Raw genomic sequence first — 16,309 nt, forward strand, 5'->3', positions numbered from 1 at the left:
CGATCATGAATGGCTTTTCCGGAATTCTTGCCGTGACGGTTTTCGCCACGGCGCTCCCATGCGGTGCGCTTCCTCCGACCCTCGCCGGTGTGGCTGAGAAGAGCCCGCTGACATCGTTTGTCATCCAGCCGAAACGCATCGTCTGGAAGTCGGACCAAGGAGTTGCGAATTCCGAAAACCTCCTCAAGCCTCACAGTGGGCAGGCAGTGCTCAGCGAACCCATGCCGCCGCTGGTCATCAAGCCGGGCAGCGGCATCGTCATTGATTTCGGTGTGGAAATCGTCGGCTCCGTCGATTTGTTCACCCCCATGACTCCAGGCAAGGACATGCCGTCCGTGCATGTCCGCTTCGGCGAGTCCGTCGCCGAGACCATGGTGGAAATCGGCGAGCGTGGAGCGGAGAACGACCATGCCCTGCGTGACATGACCGTGAAAGTCCCGTGGCTCGGGAAAACCACCGTTGGCCCGAGCGGCTTCCGCTTTATCAGGATCGACAACGCCGATCCAGAGACCGATCTGGAACTCAGCCAGGTCCGCGCGGTTCTAACGATCCGTGACATTCCCTACGTCGGCTCGTTCAAATGCTCCGACGAGCGCCTCAACAAAATCTGGCAAACCGGGGCCTACACCGTCCACCTCAACATGCAGGACTACCTTTGGGACGGCATCAAGCGCGATCGCCTCGTCTGGCTCGGGGACATGCACCCCGAGGTGAGTGTCATCGACAGCGTTTTCGGCTACAACGAGGTCGTTCCGAAGAGCCTCGACATGACCCGCGACGTCACGCCTGTCACCGATTGGATGAACGGCATCAGTTCCTATTCGATGTGGTGGATCCTCATCCACGAAGAGTGGTATCTCCACCACGGAAATCTCGAGTATCTCAAACAACAGCAGCCGTATCTAACTGCATTACTCATGCGCCTCACCGCCTACGTCGAGGCGGATGGCAGGGAGAAACTCGATGGCACGCGTTTCCTCGACTGGCCCACCGCCGACAACAAGGTGGCCGTCCACGAAGGGCTCCAGGCAATGATGACCCTCACCATGGAAAGCGGCGCGAGGCTAACTGAAATTCTCGGTGACAAGGTAACTGCCAAATTCTGCACCGATACGGCCGCTCTCCTTCGCAAGCATGTTCCCGAGTCGAGTGGCCGCAAGTCGCCCGCCGCATTGCTCTCCATCGCCGGTTTCCGTGATCCTGCCGATGTCTCCAACAACGTGCTCAAAAAGAACGGCCCCACCGATCTCAGCACGTTCTACGGTTTCTACGTCCTCAATGCCCTGGCGAAATCCAACGACATCGATACCGGCCTCGACTTCATCAGCCAATACTGGGGCGGAATGCTGGACCAGGGCGCCACCACTTTCTGGGAGGACTTCGATCTCGCATGGACCAAGAATGCCGGGCCGATCGATCAACTTGTAGCCCCCGGCAAAAAGGATCTCCACGGTGACTTCGGCGCTTATTGTTATGTCGGATTCCGTCACAGCTTCTGCCACGGTTGGGCCGGAGGACCGACGGCTTGGCTCAGCAAAAACATCCTTGGCGTTACTCCGGTCGCACCCGGTTGTATGAAGGTGAAAATCACTCCCCATCTCGGTCGCCTCACCTGGGCCGAAGGAACCTACCCAACCCCGAAAGGTCCGATCCACGTCCGCCATGACAAACAGGCTGACGGCTCGGTGAAATCCACAGTCAATCTTCCCGCTGGCATCGAGCAGGTGGATTGATCGGGTTGATTGTTATGAATGCGTAGTCCGCAGGCCCTGAGTTCTCGCGAATTTTCATTTCCCGGTGGAAAACCGCGGCTATCGTCGGCCATGGCCCGCCCGAAGCCCGCGATCATTTTCATCTTCATCACGCTGTTTCTGGATATCTTCGGCATCGGTGTCATCGTCCCGGTACTGCCGAAGTTGGTGGAGCAGCTTCAGGGTGGAAATGTCCAGGCCGCGGCACATTCAGTGGGTTGGCTTGGCGCTTTGTATGCGCTGATGCAGTTCATTTTCTCACCGGTCCTTGGCAGTTTGTCGGATCGCTTCGGCCGACGGCCCGTGATCCTCGCCCCTCTCTTCGGTTCGGGCATTGACTACCTCGTATTGGCGTGGGCACCGACCATCGGCTGGCTCTATCTGGCGCGCATCGTTTCCGGTGTGACGGCGGCGAATTTCTCCGCCGCCAGCGCCTATATCGCCGATGTGACGCCGCCGGAAAAGCGTGCGGCGGGCTTTGGAATGATCGGTGCGGCTTTCGGACTCGGCTTCATCGCAGGTCCGGCGATCGGTGGATTGCTAGGCGCGCACGGTCTTCGCACGCCGTTTTTGGTGGCGGCGGGCATTACCCTGCTGAACTGGCTTTATGGAGCGTTCGTTCTACCGGAATCCCTCGCTCCCGAAAACCGCCGCCCGTTCAAATGGGCGAGCGCCCATCCGCTCAAGGCTATTGGCGCGTTGAGCCGCTGGCCGCTGGTGTTGGGCCTGACCGGCTCCCATTTCCTCAGCATGCTCTCGGGAAATATCTATCCGTGCCTGTGGGTGCTCTACACCGGCAATCGCTATGGCTGGAACAGCAAACAGGTCGGACTGTCCCTGGCGCTTGTCGGCATCATGGCCGCCATCGTCCAGGCGGGACTTGCGGGACGGATCTTGAAAATTATCGGCGAGCGCCGAGGTGTGTATGTGGGCTTGTTGGCAATGGCCGTGGCGATGACCTGTTACGGCGCGGCCACGCAGGGCTGGATGGTCTATTTCATCATTCTGATAGGCTCGATGGCGGGCATTGGTTCGCCCGCCACCCAATCGATCATCTCTCAAGCCGTCCCTGCCGACGAGCAGGGTGCGGTGCAGGGAGCATTGAACAGCATCACCAGCGTCGCCGGCATCATTGCTCCGCTGTTATGGACCTCGCTTTTTTCGTGGGCCATCGCTCCGGATCGAAAACTCCTGTTGCCGGGGCTGCCATTCTACGGTGCCGGCCTCGTCGCACTTGTAGCCGCCGGCCTCGCTTGGCGGGCGTTTCAAAAGCAGCCGGCGTGAGAAGCTAAGGAGGCCGATGAAATGTGATTTGCCGCACTTCATCGACCGCCGCTTGCAGGTTAGCGCGCTTCTTTGTTCTGCGATTGGTTTTGAAGTTGTGCGAGAAATGCCCCGAGTCCCGCGGCCGAACGGAAGAGGTGATGCAGGGCATCCCGTCGGATGGTATCCATCAACGTGACGAAGAGTCCGTAGGCTTCGTTTTTGTATTCCACCAGCGGATCCTTCTGACCCTGCGCGCGCAGATAGACTCCTTCGCGCAATTCATCCATTTCACCCAGATGCTCCTGCCACTCGTTGTCGATGGCGGCAAGCACCATGCGGCGCTCCTCTTGTTCCAACACTTCCGCGGGCAGACCATTCACGCGTAGTTCGTAGGCGTCACGCACTGCTTTCACCATCATCGCGGAAATTTTTTCCGCATTAATAGCAGTTAGATATTCTGCGGCGATACTGATCGGGAACGTGGATTGCGCCCAGCGCAGCAGCGGGCCGTAGTCGGGATCGTAGGGATCGCAGTCGGCGAGATGCTCGCGCACTCCCTCTGGGACGCTTTCCGCGATGATCTCATGCACCAGCTTTCGCGTGTCTTCAGTCGTTAGGACTTCATTGCGATAGCCGTAAACGATTTCGCGCTGCAGATTCATCACATCGTCGAAATCGAGCACCCGTTTGCGCGTCTTGTAGTCGCGCTGCTCCACTTGCTTCTGTGCTGTTTCCACCAACGTGCCGAGCGAGGCGCTTTTGAGCGTTGTTCCATCGGACTTTTCGATTAACGAAGCCATGCGGTCTGGAGCGGCATGGTGACGCATCAGATCGTCCTCCAGGGAAATGAAGAACCGGGACAGCCCGGGATCTCCCTGACGCGAGCAACGCCCGCGCAACTGCCGGTCGACCCGCCGCGACGGATGGCGTTCCGTGCCGATAACGAACAATCCGCCGAGCTCGGCCACGCCCTCGCCGAGTTTGATGTCGGTCCCGCGTCCCGCCATGTTGGTGGAAACGGTGACAGCTCCGCGTTGTCCGGCGAGGGCGACGATTTCCGCCTCCTGTTCGTGGAACTTCGCGTTCAGCACCGTGTGTGGGATCTTCGCCCGTTGCAGCAGACGGGACAACGTTTCCGACGATTCCACGGAAGCCGTGCCGACCAGCACCGGTTGTCCCGTCGCGTGCGCCGCGGCGATCCGTTCGACCACCGCGTTGTATTTTTCCCGCCGCGTTTTGAAAATCCGGTCGTTCTCATCGATGCGGATGTTCGGCGTGTTCGTCGGGATGGGGAGCACGTCGAGCTGATAGATGTCATGAAACTCGGCAGCCTCGGTTTCCGCCGTGCCCGTCATGCCCGCGAGCTTGTCGTAGAGGCGGAAGTAGTTCTGCAGCGTGATGGTCGCATAAGTCCGGCTTTCCTTCTCGATGGAGACGCGCTCCTTCGCCTCGACCGCTTGATGGAGACCGTCCGACCAGCGGCGGCCCGCCATCTCTCGGCCGGTGCTTTCGTCGATGATGGTGATCTTTCCTTCCGCGACCACATAGTGAACGTCCTTTTCGTAAAGGCAGTAGGCTTTGAGAAGCTGCGAAATGCCGTGGATTTTCGCGGCCTGTCCGTCCATCTGCTCGCGGAGAGCGCCGCGGGCGGTGGCTTTCTCTTCGGAGGTGGATGCGGTGTCCGTTTGGATGGCGGCGAGCTGCGCGGCCGTATCGGGAATGGTGAATGAATCCGGATCGCTGGGTGATAGAAAGCGGCGTCCTTTCTCCATCAGGTCGGCGTCGTGGGCCTTTTCATCGATGGCGAAATACAATTCCTCCTTCAACTTGTGGATGTCCTTGCCGAACGAACTCTTCTGATAGGCGAGTTCGGTTTTATCCAACAGCCGTCGCAGCTCCGGGATCTCCAGAAAGCGCAGGAAGCGGCGGTTGCGCGGTTGGCCGAGCTTTAGCTTCAGCAGCGTGAGTCCGGCGGCCGCGTGATCGCCGGCGGAGAGCTGTTTCTCCGCTTCGGCGGCCAGCCGGTTGCAGAGCTCGGTTTGTTTTTTCACCAACTGCTCGACGGATTGGCGGAGCGTGTCGAACTGATGGGACGACCTCGTGGCTGCTCCGGTGATGATGAGCGGCGTGCGGGCCTCGTCGATCAGGATCGAGTCCACTTCGTCGATGACGGCGAGGTAGTGGCCGCGCTGGACTTGTTCCTCTTTCGTCGAAGCCATGCCGTTGTCGCGCAGATAGTCGAAGCCGAACTCAGAGTTTGTTCCGTAGGTAATGTCGCAATGGTAGGCCTCGCGGCGTTCCCAAGGCTGCATGTTATTCACCACGCAGCCGATGCTCAGACCGAGTGAGCGGAAAAGCACACCCATCCACTCGGAATCCCGCTTCGCGAGGTAATCGTTCACCGTTACCACGTGCACGCCGAGACCGGTCAGCGCGTTCAGATAGACCGGCAGCGTGGCGACCAGCGTCTTTCCTTCGCCGGTCTGCATTTCAGCGATCATCCCGCGGTGCAATGCGATGCCGCCGATGAGCTGCACGTCGAAGTGCACCATCCGCCAGGTCTCGGTCCGCCCGCCGATTTCCGCCTCGCTGCCGTTCAAGCGGCGTGCGGCGTTTTTCACCACCGCATAGGCTTCTGGCAGGATTTTTTCCAGATAGATGGAGCGGGCTTTCGCGAAACGCGGCTCGATCTGATGGAAGGCCGCTTTCGCCGCTTCGATGGACTCCGCCGTGGCTGCCACCTTGGAAGGCAGCGCGGAGAACTCCCGCCGCAGCGTCGAGAAACGTTTTTCCAGCGCCTCCGCCGTGGTCTGGAGTCCGGCATCATCCATGGTTTCGATCTGTGCCTTGGTCGGAACGTCGAGCGCGTGGTAGCGGGCGAGGTGTGTCTGCCAGGCGGACGTCATTTCCAGCAGCACCCCGGCGGGTTTCTGTTGGAACGCCTCCTCGATCTCGTTGATGCGGGAGACGGTCGGACGGATGCGGTTCACCTCGCGCTCGTTCTTGCCGCCGATGATTTTGGGGAAAAGCCAACTGATCATGGACGTGGAGCGGGAAGGGGATTGAGGGAAATTCGGGCCATCGGGACCGGGGCGGAATTGGTTTTTGAAAATAACAGAAAAGTGTTCATTAAAAGAAAAGGTGGAATGGATAAACTCAGCCCGAGGAGCGGAGGTGGACCGGGCGTGGAAGCACCCGGCATTGGGGACCGTCGCTGGGACGGGGATCGACCTGACTGACATCAGCCAGTGGCATGCGGCGGTGCGGACACTCCAAGGAGGAGATCCGACACGCGGCAAAGCAAACCGTTAGGCAACTGGTGGCGCTCGTCCTTGCACGGCGCCGGCCGGAGCTATGGCTGTCGGTTCGTCTCCGAGTGCTTCGATGCGTGGCAGCAGCAGATAGTGTCCCGCATGCTCCGCCACCACATATGGCAGTGGAGGGAGCAAGTCCATCGGGCTGGTGAGGCGTCCGGGAGATTGGAGATTGTCATCACACTGGGACAACTCCGTCTGCCGGCGCGATTCGCTTTTCCTTGCGACGGCATGATCCGGACAAAAGGCGTTCAGTGTGAACGACACCACCAGCACCACGACCCAAGGGATCATGATGGCGCGGATGGGTGGGTGTTCGGAAGCTCGCATGCTGACCAGTCCGGAGAAACCAGACGTCCGTCCGTGCTCTCCAAGCGCAAACTCGGAGACGGGTGCGCGATTGTCAAACGATTGATTGCAGCAAGGAAGTCGTCGCGGGCGGGGATCTGGTCTGCTTGATTTCGCCCGCCGGTTTCGCGATGGTGGCTACGCCGCTTCGTTTTATCCGCCTGTCATGAAGTCCACGCCCTCGTTGCTCCGTTTGTTTTCTGGAATTTTCGCCGCTCTGCTGCTGGTTGCTCACGCTGCTGACGTTCCGGCTCCACTGGAAGTGAAGGTTGATCCGGCGGTCAGCCATGGGACTTGGGAAGGCTGGGGGACTTCGCTGTGTTGGATGGGGAATGTCTTCGGTGACCGCGATGATCTGGCGGATTTCCTTTTCACCACCAAGACCGTCACTTTGGCGGGCAAGGAAGTCCCCGGATTGGGCATGAACATCGTCCGTTACAATGCGGGTGCCTGCTCCACGGCTACGATTGGCGACCGCAAGATGGCCGTTTCCAAAATCATCGAAAAATACCGCCAGATGGACGGATTCTGGCTGGATGGGAAAGATCCCGATCCTACGTCCGCAAGTTGGGATTGGAACGTGGATGCCAAACAGCGTGCGATGCTGCTGAAAGCCCGCGACCGCGGTGCCGACCACTTCGAGCTCTTCTCCAATTCGCCGATGTGGTGGATGTGCGCCAACGACAATCCCTCCGGCGCGCCTGATGGAGATGACGACAATCTGCCGGAGAAAAATTATCCCGCGTTCGCGACCTATCTGGCCGCTGTTGCCAAAATTTCGAAGGAAAAATGGGGAGTGACCTTCACTTCCATCGATCCCTTCAACGAACCCTCCACCTCCTATTGGTTTGCCAATTGCAAACAGGAGGGCTGCCATTTCTCGCCCGCCTCGCAGGAGAAATTCCTCCCCGTCCTGCGCGCGGAGTTGGATCGCCACAAACTCAAGGAACTACCCATCGCAGCATCCGACGAGACTTGGTATGACTCGGCGATCGCCACTTGGAAAAGTTTCAGCCCGGCCACCAAGGCGCTCGTCCCGCAGGTGAACGTTCATGGCTATCAGAATGGAAATGGCGACCGGGCGGGCTTGCACCAACTCGTGGTGAAAGAGGATGGCAAAAGATTGTGGAATTCCGAATATGGCGACGGTGACCCCGGCGGTCTCGAACTCGCGCGGAATTTCCATCGCGATATGGCGGCGTTGCATCCCACGGCGTGGTGCTACTGGCAGCCGACTGACGGTTCGGGCTGGGGCCTGCTGGCTTGCAACATGCGGCGCGCCGAGATCCGTTTCGCGAATCCCAAAGCGGCGGTGTTAGCCCAATACTCCCGACATATCCGCCCGGGTATGGTCATCCTGGAAACCGGGCGGAACACCGTGGTCGCCGCGTTTTCCGAAAAAGACAAACGGCTGGTGCTGGCGATCCTCAACGACGGCCCGGCGCGCCCGGCCCACTTCGATTTAACAATGTTCGATGTCCCCGACGGCCAAGTCTCTTCGACGCTCACCAGTCCGAGAGCGATGGCACGCTATGAGAAACAAGCGGATCTTCGGATCAGGGATCACCATTTCGAAGCCGTGCTTCCGGCGAATTCCGTTCAGACTTTCGAAATCAACGGGCTGGCCCCGGCGGAGTGATCTGGCCTAACAAATCATGCGGCGGGATTGAAGCGCACCGGCCGTAGGTGAGAACAAGCGGCAATGTTCGGCGCATTGAATTCCTAACACGCCAAACACAGCTTCTGTTGCTCTAGGACTTGGTTGAATCGCGGTGGGAAATCCCAGCTTTGCAGTTGCCATGGATTTTGGCCATGCCTGCGGAAGTAATGTCCTCGCGATGACTGGACGGAAGAAGAGTCAGCGCTTGCCGACGACCGTTAGTTTCCCGCTGAAATCCGCCCCGAGTGCGTGTCCTGAGAATTTAACGACCACCGTAAGGGTTTTGCCCTTCACGCGGGCGCTCACTTGGGTGCTCAATTCTCCTGAAAAGTCCTCTCCATGGAAGTTGCCATCAAAGGCCACCACAATTGGATCGGCCGTTTGACCTGCATAGCCAATTTCCCCTTTTTCGAGAACCAACGAGGTCGGGCCGGTCACGCTGGTTTCGACGCTGAAGTCGAATTTGTCGCCGATCTCCGTGACCACCTTGGCCGTGGCGTTGCGGTTGAGTTGCAGTGTGCTGTCCTCAATCGTGATCTTGCCTCCGATGACGCCGGCGAGCTTTTTCACCAGCGCTTGGGGAAGGTGGACGGTGTGGTCACCGAATTCGGCGCTGCCGCTGGCACTCGTGAATTCGTAGCTGCCGTTGGGAGCGGCTGCGAACGCTGTGGGAGAGGCCGCGAAGGAAACCAGCGAAACACATAACGCCGCCAATAGCAGACGGCCGAAATTGGCAAGTCGCGAAGAGCTTGCGGTTTCGTAGGGGTTGTTGGATGAAGTGGCTGGGCAGTCGATGATGGTTTTCATATCAAACCCAACTAAAGCGCGGAATTTCGAGTTGGACAGGTATATTTTTTAAGGAAAATTTCTCGCCATCGTGAATTGCAAATTGCTCGAATTTTGCGTTCCCTCCTGTAATCGGGCAAGATGCCACCTATTGAGCTACGGGTTTTTTTAAAATGTTCCCCTTGCTGTTCATTTTTTTCCGAGACGAAAGCTCTCCCTTTCGAATCGCCGAAGCTCATGAGATGACGATGGCCAGCGATAGCCCTGCTCTTGGTGTTAGGCCAGTCGATCCCGGAAATCCGCATAGCCGAACTCGCGGATGATTTCCAAGTGCCCATCCTCGTGCAGGAGCGCGATGGCCGGGTGTTTTACGCCATTGAAAGTCGTGGTTTTCACCATGGTGTAGTGCGCCATGTCGTCGAAGACCAGCGTGTCGCCGACTTTGAGTTCACGGGGAAATGAGAAATCTCCGACGACATCGCCCGCTAGGCAGGTTGGCCCGCCGAGGCGGTAAAGAAATGGGCCGGATTCACCCGCAGGATGGTAGTTCTCGCCAGGAAACGTTACCGCGGGTTTCGCATCCGACGGCGCGGTATCGACGAGGAAAACATCGGGGCGGTAAGGCATTTCCATCACGTCCGGCATGTGTGCGGTGGCGGAAATGGATAGAATCGCGAGGTTGTGGCCGGCGGATTGGAACACATCCATGACAGTGGCTCTCAGCACCCCGGTATGGATTGCGATCGCTTCGCCCGGTTCCAGCCAGACATCGACATCGTATTTCGCCCGCGTTTCCCGAACGAGACGGATCAATCGATCCCGATCATAAAACGGCTTCGTGATCCAGTGCCCGCCGCCCATGTTCAGATACTTGAATTGTGGCGAACGCAGCAGATGGCCGAATTTCTCGTCCACCGCTGCGAGGGTGGTTTCGAGATCGTCCGAATCCTGCTCGCACAGCGTGTGGAAATGCAGGCCGGAGAGTCCGGTTAGATCGGCGCCTTCGAGTTGCTCCGCCGTGATGCCGAGCCGTGACCCCGCGACACAGGGATCGTAAATCGGTGTTTCACCCGTCGAGCATTCCGGGTTCACGCGCAGGCCGCAGAGCAGCGAGCCGTTTTTGAAACGCGGATGCGCCATCACCATTTCGCGGAAACGGAACCACTGCGACAGGGAGTTAAAATCCAGGTGATCCGTGAATTCACACAGCTCCGCGATGTCCTCTTCATCGTAAGCGGGCGAATACGTGACAATGTGTTTCTTGAAATAATCACGAGCCAGCAGACCTTCCCACAAACCGGACGCGCAGCAGCCATCGAGATCGTCGCGAAGATAAGGAAACGCCTTCCAGCAGGAAAATCCCTTGAGCGCGAGCACTAGGTGGCAGCCTGCGGCTTCCTTCACGGAGCGCAGGATGGCGGTGTTTCGTTTCAGTGCGGCGATGGAGATAACAAACATGGTGTCTGCCACCGACTGAGAAGAGAAACGGCAGGCGACGCCAGCCTGTTTTGCCCGTTTCCCCGGGAAACTCCCTACTTCCGGGTGATTGTCACGGTCTTCGTCACTTTGCCGCCCGGACCTTCCGCAACGACTTTGATGATGTTGCTGCCCGGTTTGAGATTTGCGATGAAATTCCAGGACTTGATTCCGTCCGTTTTCATGAATGAGCCGGAGTTTCCGACCCGATAGGCGACATCATCGACTTTTCCGGTGGCTTTTCCTTTGATCAGGAATACAGCGCTGTTAGTCGTTGTGTTGGGAGTGGTGATCGTGAGGCCGGGGGTGCGAAACGGGCTGAAGCGGAGAACCCGATTGTCGTCGTAATCGGATAAGAGGATGCTGCCTTTCGGACCTGCACAAATGTTGACCGGTCCCGATGTCAGATTTTTGGTGGGCCCCAAGTCGCTTGAAGTCAGATCAGGCTTTCCAAGCGCAATTGTCGCGGCACCGCCGTTGGGGAGTGAAGCCGCATTGGTGTAACCGACGACGCGCTTGTTCGAGTAGTCGCCGACCCAGACCGTTCCGTTAGGTGCCGCAAATACACCGTAGGGGTAATACAAACCGGTGGCGGTGTTTGCGTCGTCGGCTGAAGTGAAATCCGGTTGGCCAAGCACGCCATTTGCCGGGGCTCCTTTCGTTTTTTCCACCGCATTGTCGAACCGAAGGATGCGGTAATTGTAGGTATCGGCCACCCAGAGACGACCTTTCGAGTCGGCTGAGACAGCGCAAGGGCCGTACATGGTAGAATCCGTGACGCCGAATTCCGAAGATGTGAAATTTGGTTGTCCAAGAACTCCGTTGGCTACGGCCCCGCTTGATTTCGAAGAGATTTTTGCAAAACGAAGAACCCGGTTGTTGTCGGTGTCCGCCACCCAGAGCGTGTCATCAGGACCGACCGAGACTCCGCTTGGGTAAGTCATTTTCGCTGCCGTCGTATCGGACGAGGTAGTGTTGAAGTCAGGTTGCCCCAAGACGACGTCGGCCTTCGGATTATTGCCAAGGGAAGAGGCGGCAAAAAAACCGAGGACCCGGTTGTTGTCGGAGTCCGCCACCCAGAGCCGCCCTTTTGAATCCACGGTGATTTGATACATGAAAGCCAGAGTCTTGGCGGTAGCCCCGCCTCCTTGATTCTCTGAAAAAGAGGTGAAATTCGGCTGGCCGATGACGGCTTCCGGACTCGAACCGTTTTGTGCCGCGGCAGTGCTCGAATAGCGCAGAATGCGGTAGTGGCCGGAGTCGGCGACAAAGACCTTGCCCGTGGTAGGGTCCATCGCCACGGCTTCGGGTTCATAAAAACGATTCGGCAATTCCGCGTAATCGCCGCTGACGAAATCAGCTTGTCCGAGAACAACGTCGGCAGGTTGACCGCTTAAAAATCGATCTGCGGAGGCAGGCAGAGCGAGCGAGAGAAGGACAAGTGTGGAGAGGATTTTTTTCATAAGGTGATAGGGTTAAAATCGGAAGAGGAAGCAGAACATTCATTGGCTCGATCATGAAACTCGGGGGGAGTATTTTCCGAACGAACGATGCGGAAACTGGCAGGTTGCGCTGGAGTCGTCAAATTCTTCCTTCCGGCAGGACAATCCCGGGGGCGGGTTGCTCGATCACCTCGAATCCCTATCAAAAAACAATCCTAACCGAATCGGTGGTTTCCGCAAGGTTCAGTGATTTGGCTCCATCGGAATCGCCTGATCCCTGATGAGGTAAAAGGGAAACCTGGTGCACGCTGCAGGGTTCGAACCTGCGAAAACACCGAGGGCTTTGAGAATCCTTGGAATCGTAGGTTTTACAAGGATTGCGAACGATAAAAACTTGCCTGAACGGTAAATCTAGGGCACGGTTTAGGGGACGGTGAGGGCGAGCTGTTCACGAAATCTTTAGGTAATTTTAGGTTATGGCCAGTCTCCGTAAGCGCAAGGATTCCGCTGTTTGGTGGGGTCAGTATTATGTCTTGGATAAGGATACGCAAGCGCTCAAGCAGATTCGAAAATCCACCGGTCAGACGAACAAAAAGCTGGCGATGATTGCAGCTGTCGAAATGGAGCGGGCGGCTCAAGGTGTGATGGCGGCCGGCAGCGACAAGGCGCAGCGTGCCAAGGCAATCCTTGCGCAGGCCGTAGCTGATATTGAGAAGGAAAAATTCACCACGCTCTCGGCGCGTAAATGTTTGGCCGAGTTGCTGGAGATCGCAACCGGCGAGGCGATGGCCTTTTACAGCGTCGCCACCTGGTTCGAGGAATGGCTCCGTCGCAAGTCGAGGGATAGTTCAGAGGGAACGATAAAGCGCTACAAGAAAAGTCTCGATGTGTTTGCTGCATGGCTTGGCGACGAGAGGAAGCTGAAACCGCTGGAATCGGTGACGATGGCGGACATTCGTTCCTGGCGAGAGCTGTTGCAGGACGAGGGGCGGGCCGGCAAGACGGTCAACAAATACGTCAAGGACGTGGGTTCCGCATTTCGTGCTGCCATCCGCGATGGGTTGGTCAATTTCAATCCGTGCGGCGCGTTGGAGGCGGTTTCCACGGAAGACAGTATGGACCGCAAGCCGTTTATCATGGCACAGGTCGTTGCCCTCCTTGGTGCGTCGCCAAGTGTGGAGTGGCGTGGACTGATTCTGGTCGCTGCGTTTACGGGCCTGCGTATGACGGATGCCGCAAGGCTTCGCTGGGATTCAGTGGATATGCAAGCCAGCATGATCTCTTTGATTCCGAGTAAAACGAAGCGGAAGAAGCGGGAAGTCAGGATACCAATCCAATCGGATCTCCTAGAGTTCTTACAGGAGCGCTCGAAAAGTCGCGACCCGCAGGAACCTTTTGTGCTGCCGGCTCTTTCAAAGAAAAAAGCCAATGGTAGAACCGGCCTCTCGGGAGCGTTCGTGGAAATCATGGCCAAAGCCAAAGTTGATCGCGGGAAGGCGTCGCGCGCATCCGCGGAGAGTGACGGCAAAATCGCGGGTCGGACTGTTTACGAACTTGGCTTCCATTCCTTGCGTCACACGTTCACAAGCTGGTTGCGCACGGCAGGCGTTTCCGAGGAAGACCGGATGGCGCTGACTGGACATTCCACGCGCGAAAGCCACGCGATTTATTCGCACACGGATGCGGAGGTTTTGAGGACTGCGATTAAGAAACTTCCAACGCTTGAAAAGACACCCTGCTAGAAACGGCGGTCCTACAAGGGGATACGAATTGCCCGGACCTGCTGCACAATGCCGAGTCATAATCGCAGGCGCCTTTGCGCGTCGATTGTCCGCATGCGGTCCGGATCCATTTCCAAATTCGCCTGAAAATAATCGCGGTTATACTTTTGGGGGAGTGTTGTTTCCTGACTTAACGGCATTCTCCGCGTCACGCTTCAAAATTCCCCCACCGCTTTGGCGAATATAATTTTTGGAGCTGGCTTCCCTTTCTCATCGACAGGCCATCGGCGTCCTCCCTGGAAGATGACGGCGTCGACGATATTTTCGTTCTCCGCGCCGCCGATCCTGAGTTCGGTGAACTCTTGCGCGTCCTCTCAAAATTGACTCCCGCCAGATCGCAGACAGCTGCAAGCTCGCTAGCGATGCGGGATTTGCCTTTGATCCATTCCCGCGCCCTGGCTGGGTCGAACTTTCTTGATGGTCCGGAAGCATCTCGCGTAGCATATGCAGATGATTGGCAGAAAGTTGTAGATCAAACCAAACAAAGCAAATCCCTTGCCGTATCTTCACGGTTTGGGATAGATTCTATAAATCGATAGATTAGGGTGAGAGGTTATCCTCATTACGTAGCTTCGCTTCGGGAGTCGGCTGTATTTCAAAGTGCTACGAGATGTTGCGAAAGCGCTTTTTCCGAGTGATCATACCACAAGCCGCGAGAATTTCTTGCATATCGTCAATCCGTGCCTGAATGGAAAATCGGGATTGTGATCCATTTTTGAAGTAGTCAGTCCAACACAGTTATAATCCCTATCATGAAGGAAATTCACCATCATCCGTTCGCATTGTTGATGAACCCATCCTCCCGAAACTTGGTTACAGTGTTCCAGCAGCCGCGCCGGATACAGGTTTGTGTCATGCAATATTAAATAAGTTTTTTCGGTTATCAGATTCCATTCCAGGAGTTTTTCAAATACTTGGATTTCAGCTTCCAAATCGTGGCAGTCCAGAAATAGAAGCCCAAGAGGAACTTGGTCGAAATCCTCCCGCTCGATGTCCTTGGCATTTTTTTGAATCGTCCGATGATTGGATGCGATTTGTGGCACCTCGCTCAAATCGATGGAATACAATATGCTGTCTTCGGTCCAGCTCATCGCTTTGAGAAAATTTGTGGCGGAGTAGCCGTTCAAACCTCCGACCTCGACTATCCTGGAAATCCGGCAAGTTCTGATCATCCCATAAAGAAATAGCGCTTCGTCGTCTTGAATTGGACCGAACAGATCTTGCGCGGGATCTTGTGTCAGGTGTTCCAAGTCATATTTCATGTGAGTTGCCGCGCGGATTCCGTTTATTGCAAAGCTGCTTCAGAATAGGGCAGCTTTGTCATCACCTGTGCGATCACGTCGTCCATATCAAGATACTTGTAAGTGGCGAGCCGTCCCACAAAAGTCACGTTCCTTTCCCCGCTGGCTGCCTCGCGATACAGTTTGTAGCGTTCCGGATTCGGCCCGAAGGCCTTCGGGTACATTCGCACACGGCCCGGTTCCCATTCGCAAGGATGCTCGTATCCAACCACGGTGTTTTCGACCTGCTGGCCGAGCCAGTGGGAATGATCCACCGAGCGCGTCCACGGGTTCTGGTGGTTGCATTCGTTGACTTGGAAATACCGGCGCTTGGGTTCGCTCTCATACCGGAAATCCAAGCTGCGGTATTCCAGCCGGCCGTGCGTATTGCCGAAGTACTCGTCGATCGAGCCTGTGAAAACAACGTGGTCGGAAGGAAAGCGCCGCCATTCGTCGGGAGAACAACCGAGATGGCAGGGGACCCCGTCGAGCATATGTTCGAACATGCAGGTGTAGCCATCTGCTGGAACACCTTGCCACCGGTCGAGGTGATATCGGCAATCGGTGGAGCGGCGGCGCTCGGGAAGGCGCGTGCTGATCGAGCGCGGCACTTCTTCCCAAGGAATTCCCCAATGTTTTTCCGAATAGGCCCGGAAAATCAGGTCGCGGATGTGTTCGGGTGACAAATCCCCAATTAATCCGGCGGAAACATCGTTGAAGGGAACGGGGATCACTCCCAGCGGAGTGTTGGCGACGACCTCTAGTGCCGTGGGCCGGAATTCGGTGAAGCGGTTCAAGAAGTTCCAAACGGTTTCATTGTCCGTGTGAAATCCGTGAGGACCGTAGCGATGGACGAGAACCCCATTGATCCATTCGTCAAAGCAGTTCCCGCCAACATGATCCCGCGACTCGAAGACCTCTACCGCGTGCCCTGCATCCCGTAGGATGACCGCCGCAGTAACACCGGCCAAACCCGCGCCAACAATGGTGATTTTCATGGGATTCTGTTTCTCCTGGCTAAAATGGGTAAAGTCAACGTGATGGAATTTTTCATACGCCAGTTGCCAGCCTCTGTGATTCTTTCTCCCCGGGAAGACCTGTCAAGACGGATCTAGCAAGAAGATGCTAACGACTATTGTGCGATGCGGGAATGCCAACAGAAATCGCTTGACCCGCATAAGGCCAGATTCTAGGAAATGGCGGTT

At 56.8% G+C, this 16,309-nt stretch carries 11 protein-coding genes; 4 read left to right on the forward strand and 7 right to left on the reverse strand.

Going from position 1 to position 16,309, the window contains the following annotated elements:
- The first annotated feature begins 5 nt into the window (after window positions 1-5).
- Both ABIQ96_RS13575 and ABIQ96_RS13580 read left to right on the forward strand, forming a co-directional pair.
- Window positions 6-1,733 carry an alpha-L-rhamnosidase C-terminal domain-containing protein gene (locus tag ABIQ96_RS13575; RefSeq protein ID WP_348215143.1) on the forward strand — a complete coding sequence of 576 codons (1,728 nt, stop codon included), beginning with the start codon at window positions 6-8 and terminating at the stop codon, window positions 1,731-1,733.
- A 90-nt stretch (window positions 1,734-1,823) separates the two neighbouring features.
- Entirely contained in the window at window positions 1,824-3,035 is a 1,212-nt protein-coding gene (locus ABIQ96_RS13580; RefSeq protein ID WP_348215144.1) for a TCR/Tet family MFS transporter, read from the forward strand.
- 59 nt (window positions 3,036-3,094) lie between these two features.
- On the opposite strand, the gene secA is transcribed toward ABIQ96_RS13580, so the two are convergent.
- Entirely contained in the window at window positions 3,095-6,058 is a 2,964-nt protein-coding gene (gene secA, locus ABIQ96_RS13585; protein ID WP_348215145.1) for a preprotein translocase subunit SecA, read from the reverse strand.
- 267 nt (window positions 6,059-6,325) lie between these two features.
- Window positions 6,326-6,625, reverse strand: coding sequence for a hypothetical protein (locus ABIQ96_RS13590; RefSeq protein WP_348215146.1), 300 nt, complete (start codon window positions 6,623-6,625; stop codon window positions 6,326-6,328).
- Window positions 6,626-6,845: 220 nt separating this feature from the next.
- On the opposite strand from ABIQ96_RS13590, the gene ABIQ96_RS13595 reads away from it, so the two are divergent.
- On the forward strand, window positions 6,846-8,318 hold the full coding sequence (locus ABIQ96_RS13595; protein ID WP_348215147.1) for a glycoside hydrolase: 1,473 nt from the start codon (window positions 6,846-6,848) through the stop codon (window positions 8,316-8,318).
- A gap of 219 nt (window positions 8,319-8,537) precedes the next feature.
- Here ABIQ96_RS13595 and ABIQ96_RS13600 read toward each other — a convergent pair whose 3' ends face one another.
- The 3 genes from ABIQ96_RS13600 to ABIQ96_RS13610 all read right to left on the reverse strand — a co-directional run bounded on the left by ABIQ96_RS13600 (window position 8,538) and on the right by ABIQ96_RS13610 (window position 12,064).
- Entirely contained in the window at window positions 8,538-9,146 is a 609-nt protein-coding gene (locus ABIQ96_RS13600; protein ID WP_348215148.1) for a hypothetical protein, read from the reverse strand.
- Window positions 9,147-9,401: 255 nt separating this feature from the next.
- Window positions 9,402-10,583 carry a carboxynorspermidine decarboxylase gene (nspC, locus tag ABIQ96_RS13605; protein WP_348215149.1) on the reverse strand — a complete coding sequence of 394 codons (1,182 nt, stop codon included), beginning with the start codon at window positions 10,581-10,583 and terminating at the stop codon, window positions 9,402-9,404.
- A gap of 74 nt (window positions 10,584-10,657) precedes the next feature.
- The gene (locus ABIQ96_RS13610) at window positions 10,658-12,064 is read right to left on the reverse strand and encodes an NHL repeat-containing protein (RefSeq protein WP_348215150.1); all 1,407 of its coding nucleotides are present in this window, start codon (window positions 12,062-12,064) and stop codon (window positions 10,658-10,660) included.
- A gap of 455 nt (window positions 12,065-12,519) precedes the next feature.
- Between ABIQ96_RS13610 and ABIQ96_RS13615 the strand changes: the two genes are divergently transcribed.
- The gene (locus ABIQ96_RS13615) at window positions 12,520-13,785 is read left to right on the forward strand and encodes a tyrosine-type recombinase/integrase (RefSeq protein ID WP_348215151.1); all 1,266 of its coding nucleotides are present in this window, start codon (window positions 12,520-12,522) and stop codon (window positions 13,783-13,785) included.
- A gap of 677 nt (window positions 13,786-14,462) precedes the next feature.
- Here ABIQ96_RS13615 and ABIQ96_RS13620 read toward each other — a convergent pair.
- Together ABIQ96_RS13620 and ABIQ96_RS13625 are read right to left on the reverse strand one after the other, a co-directional pair.
- A complete protein-coding gene (locus ABIQ96_RS13620) occupies window positions 14,463-15,086 on the reverse strand; it encodes a hypothetical protein (protein WP_348215152.1) in 624 nt (207 codons plus the stop codon).
- A 23-nt stretch (window positions 15,087-15,109) separates the two neighbouring features.
- Window positions 15,110-16,165 carry a UDP-galactopyranose mutase gene (locus ABIQ96_RS13625; RefSeq protein ID WP_348215231.1) on the reverse strand — a complete coding sequence of 352 codons (1,056 nt, stop codon included), beginning with the start codon at window positions 16,163-16,165 and terminating at the stop codon, window positions 15,110-15,112.
- Window positions 16,166-16,309 lie beyond the last annotated feature (144 nt).

It is taken from the genome of Luteolibacter sp. (assembly GCF_039920825.1).
In the GTDB taxonomy this organism is placed as follows: Bacteria; Verrucomicrobiota; Verrucomicrobiia; order Verrucomicrobiales; family Akkermansiaceae; genus Luteolibacter.

Bases quoted from the DNA above. Each gene is read 5' to 3' on its own strand.
- ABIQ96_RS13575 (WP_348215143.1), top strand. From the start codon at position 6: ATGAATGGCTTTTCCGGAATTCTTGCCGTGACGGTTTTCGCCACGGCG.
- ABIQ96_RS13580 (WP_348215144.1), top strand. From the start codon at position 1,824: ATGGCCCGCCCGAAGCCCGCGATCATTTTCATCTTCATCACGCTGTTT.
- secA (WP_348215145.1), bottom strand. From the start codon at position 6,058: ATGATCAGTTGGCTTTTCCCCAAAATCATCGGCGGCAAGAACGAGCGC.
- ABIQ96_RS13590 (WP_348215146.1), bottom strand. From the start codon at position 6,625: ATGATCCCTTGGGTCGTGGTGCTGGTGGTGTCGTTCACACTGAACGCC.
- ABIQ96_RS13595 (WP_348215147.1), top strand. From the start codon at position 6,846: ATGAAGTCCACGCCCTCGTTGCTCCGTTTGTTTTCTGGAATTTTCGCC.
- ABIQ96_RS13600 (WP_348215148.1), bottom strand. From the start codon at position 9,146: ATGAAAACCATCATCGACTGCCCAGCCACTTCATCCAACAACCCCTAC.
- nspC (WP_348215149.1), bottom strand. From the start codon at position 10,583: ATGTTTGTTATCTCCATCGCCGCACTGAAACGAAACACCGCCATCCTG.
- ABIQ96_RS13610 (WP_348215150.1), bottom strand. From the start codon at position 12,064: ATGAAAAAAATCCTCTCCACACTTGTCCTTCTCTCGCTCGCTCTGCCT.
- ABIQ96_RS13615 (WP_348215151.1), top strand. From the start codon at position 12,520: ATGGCCAGTCTCCGTAAGCGCAAGGATTCCGCTGTTTGGTGGGGTCAG.
- ABIQ96_RS13620 (WP_348215152.1), bottom strand. From the start codon at position 15,086: ATGAAATATGACTTGGAACACCTGACACAAGATCCCGCGCAAGATCTG.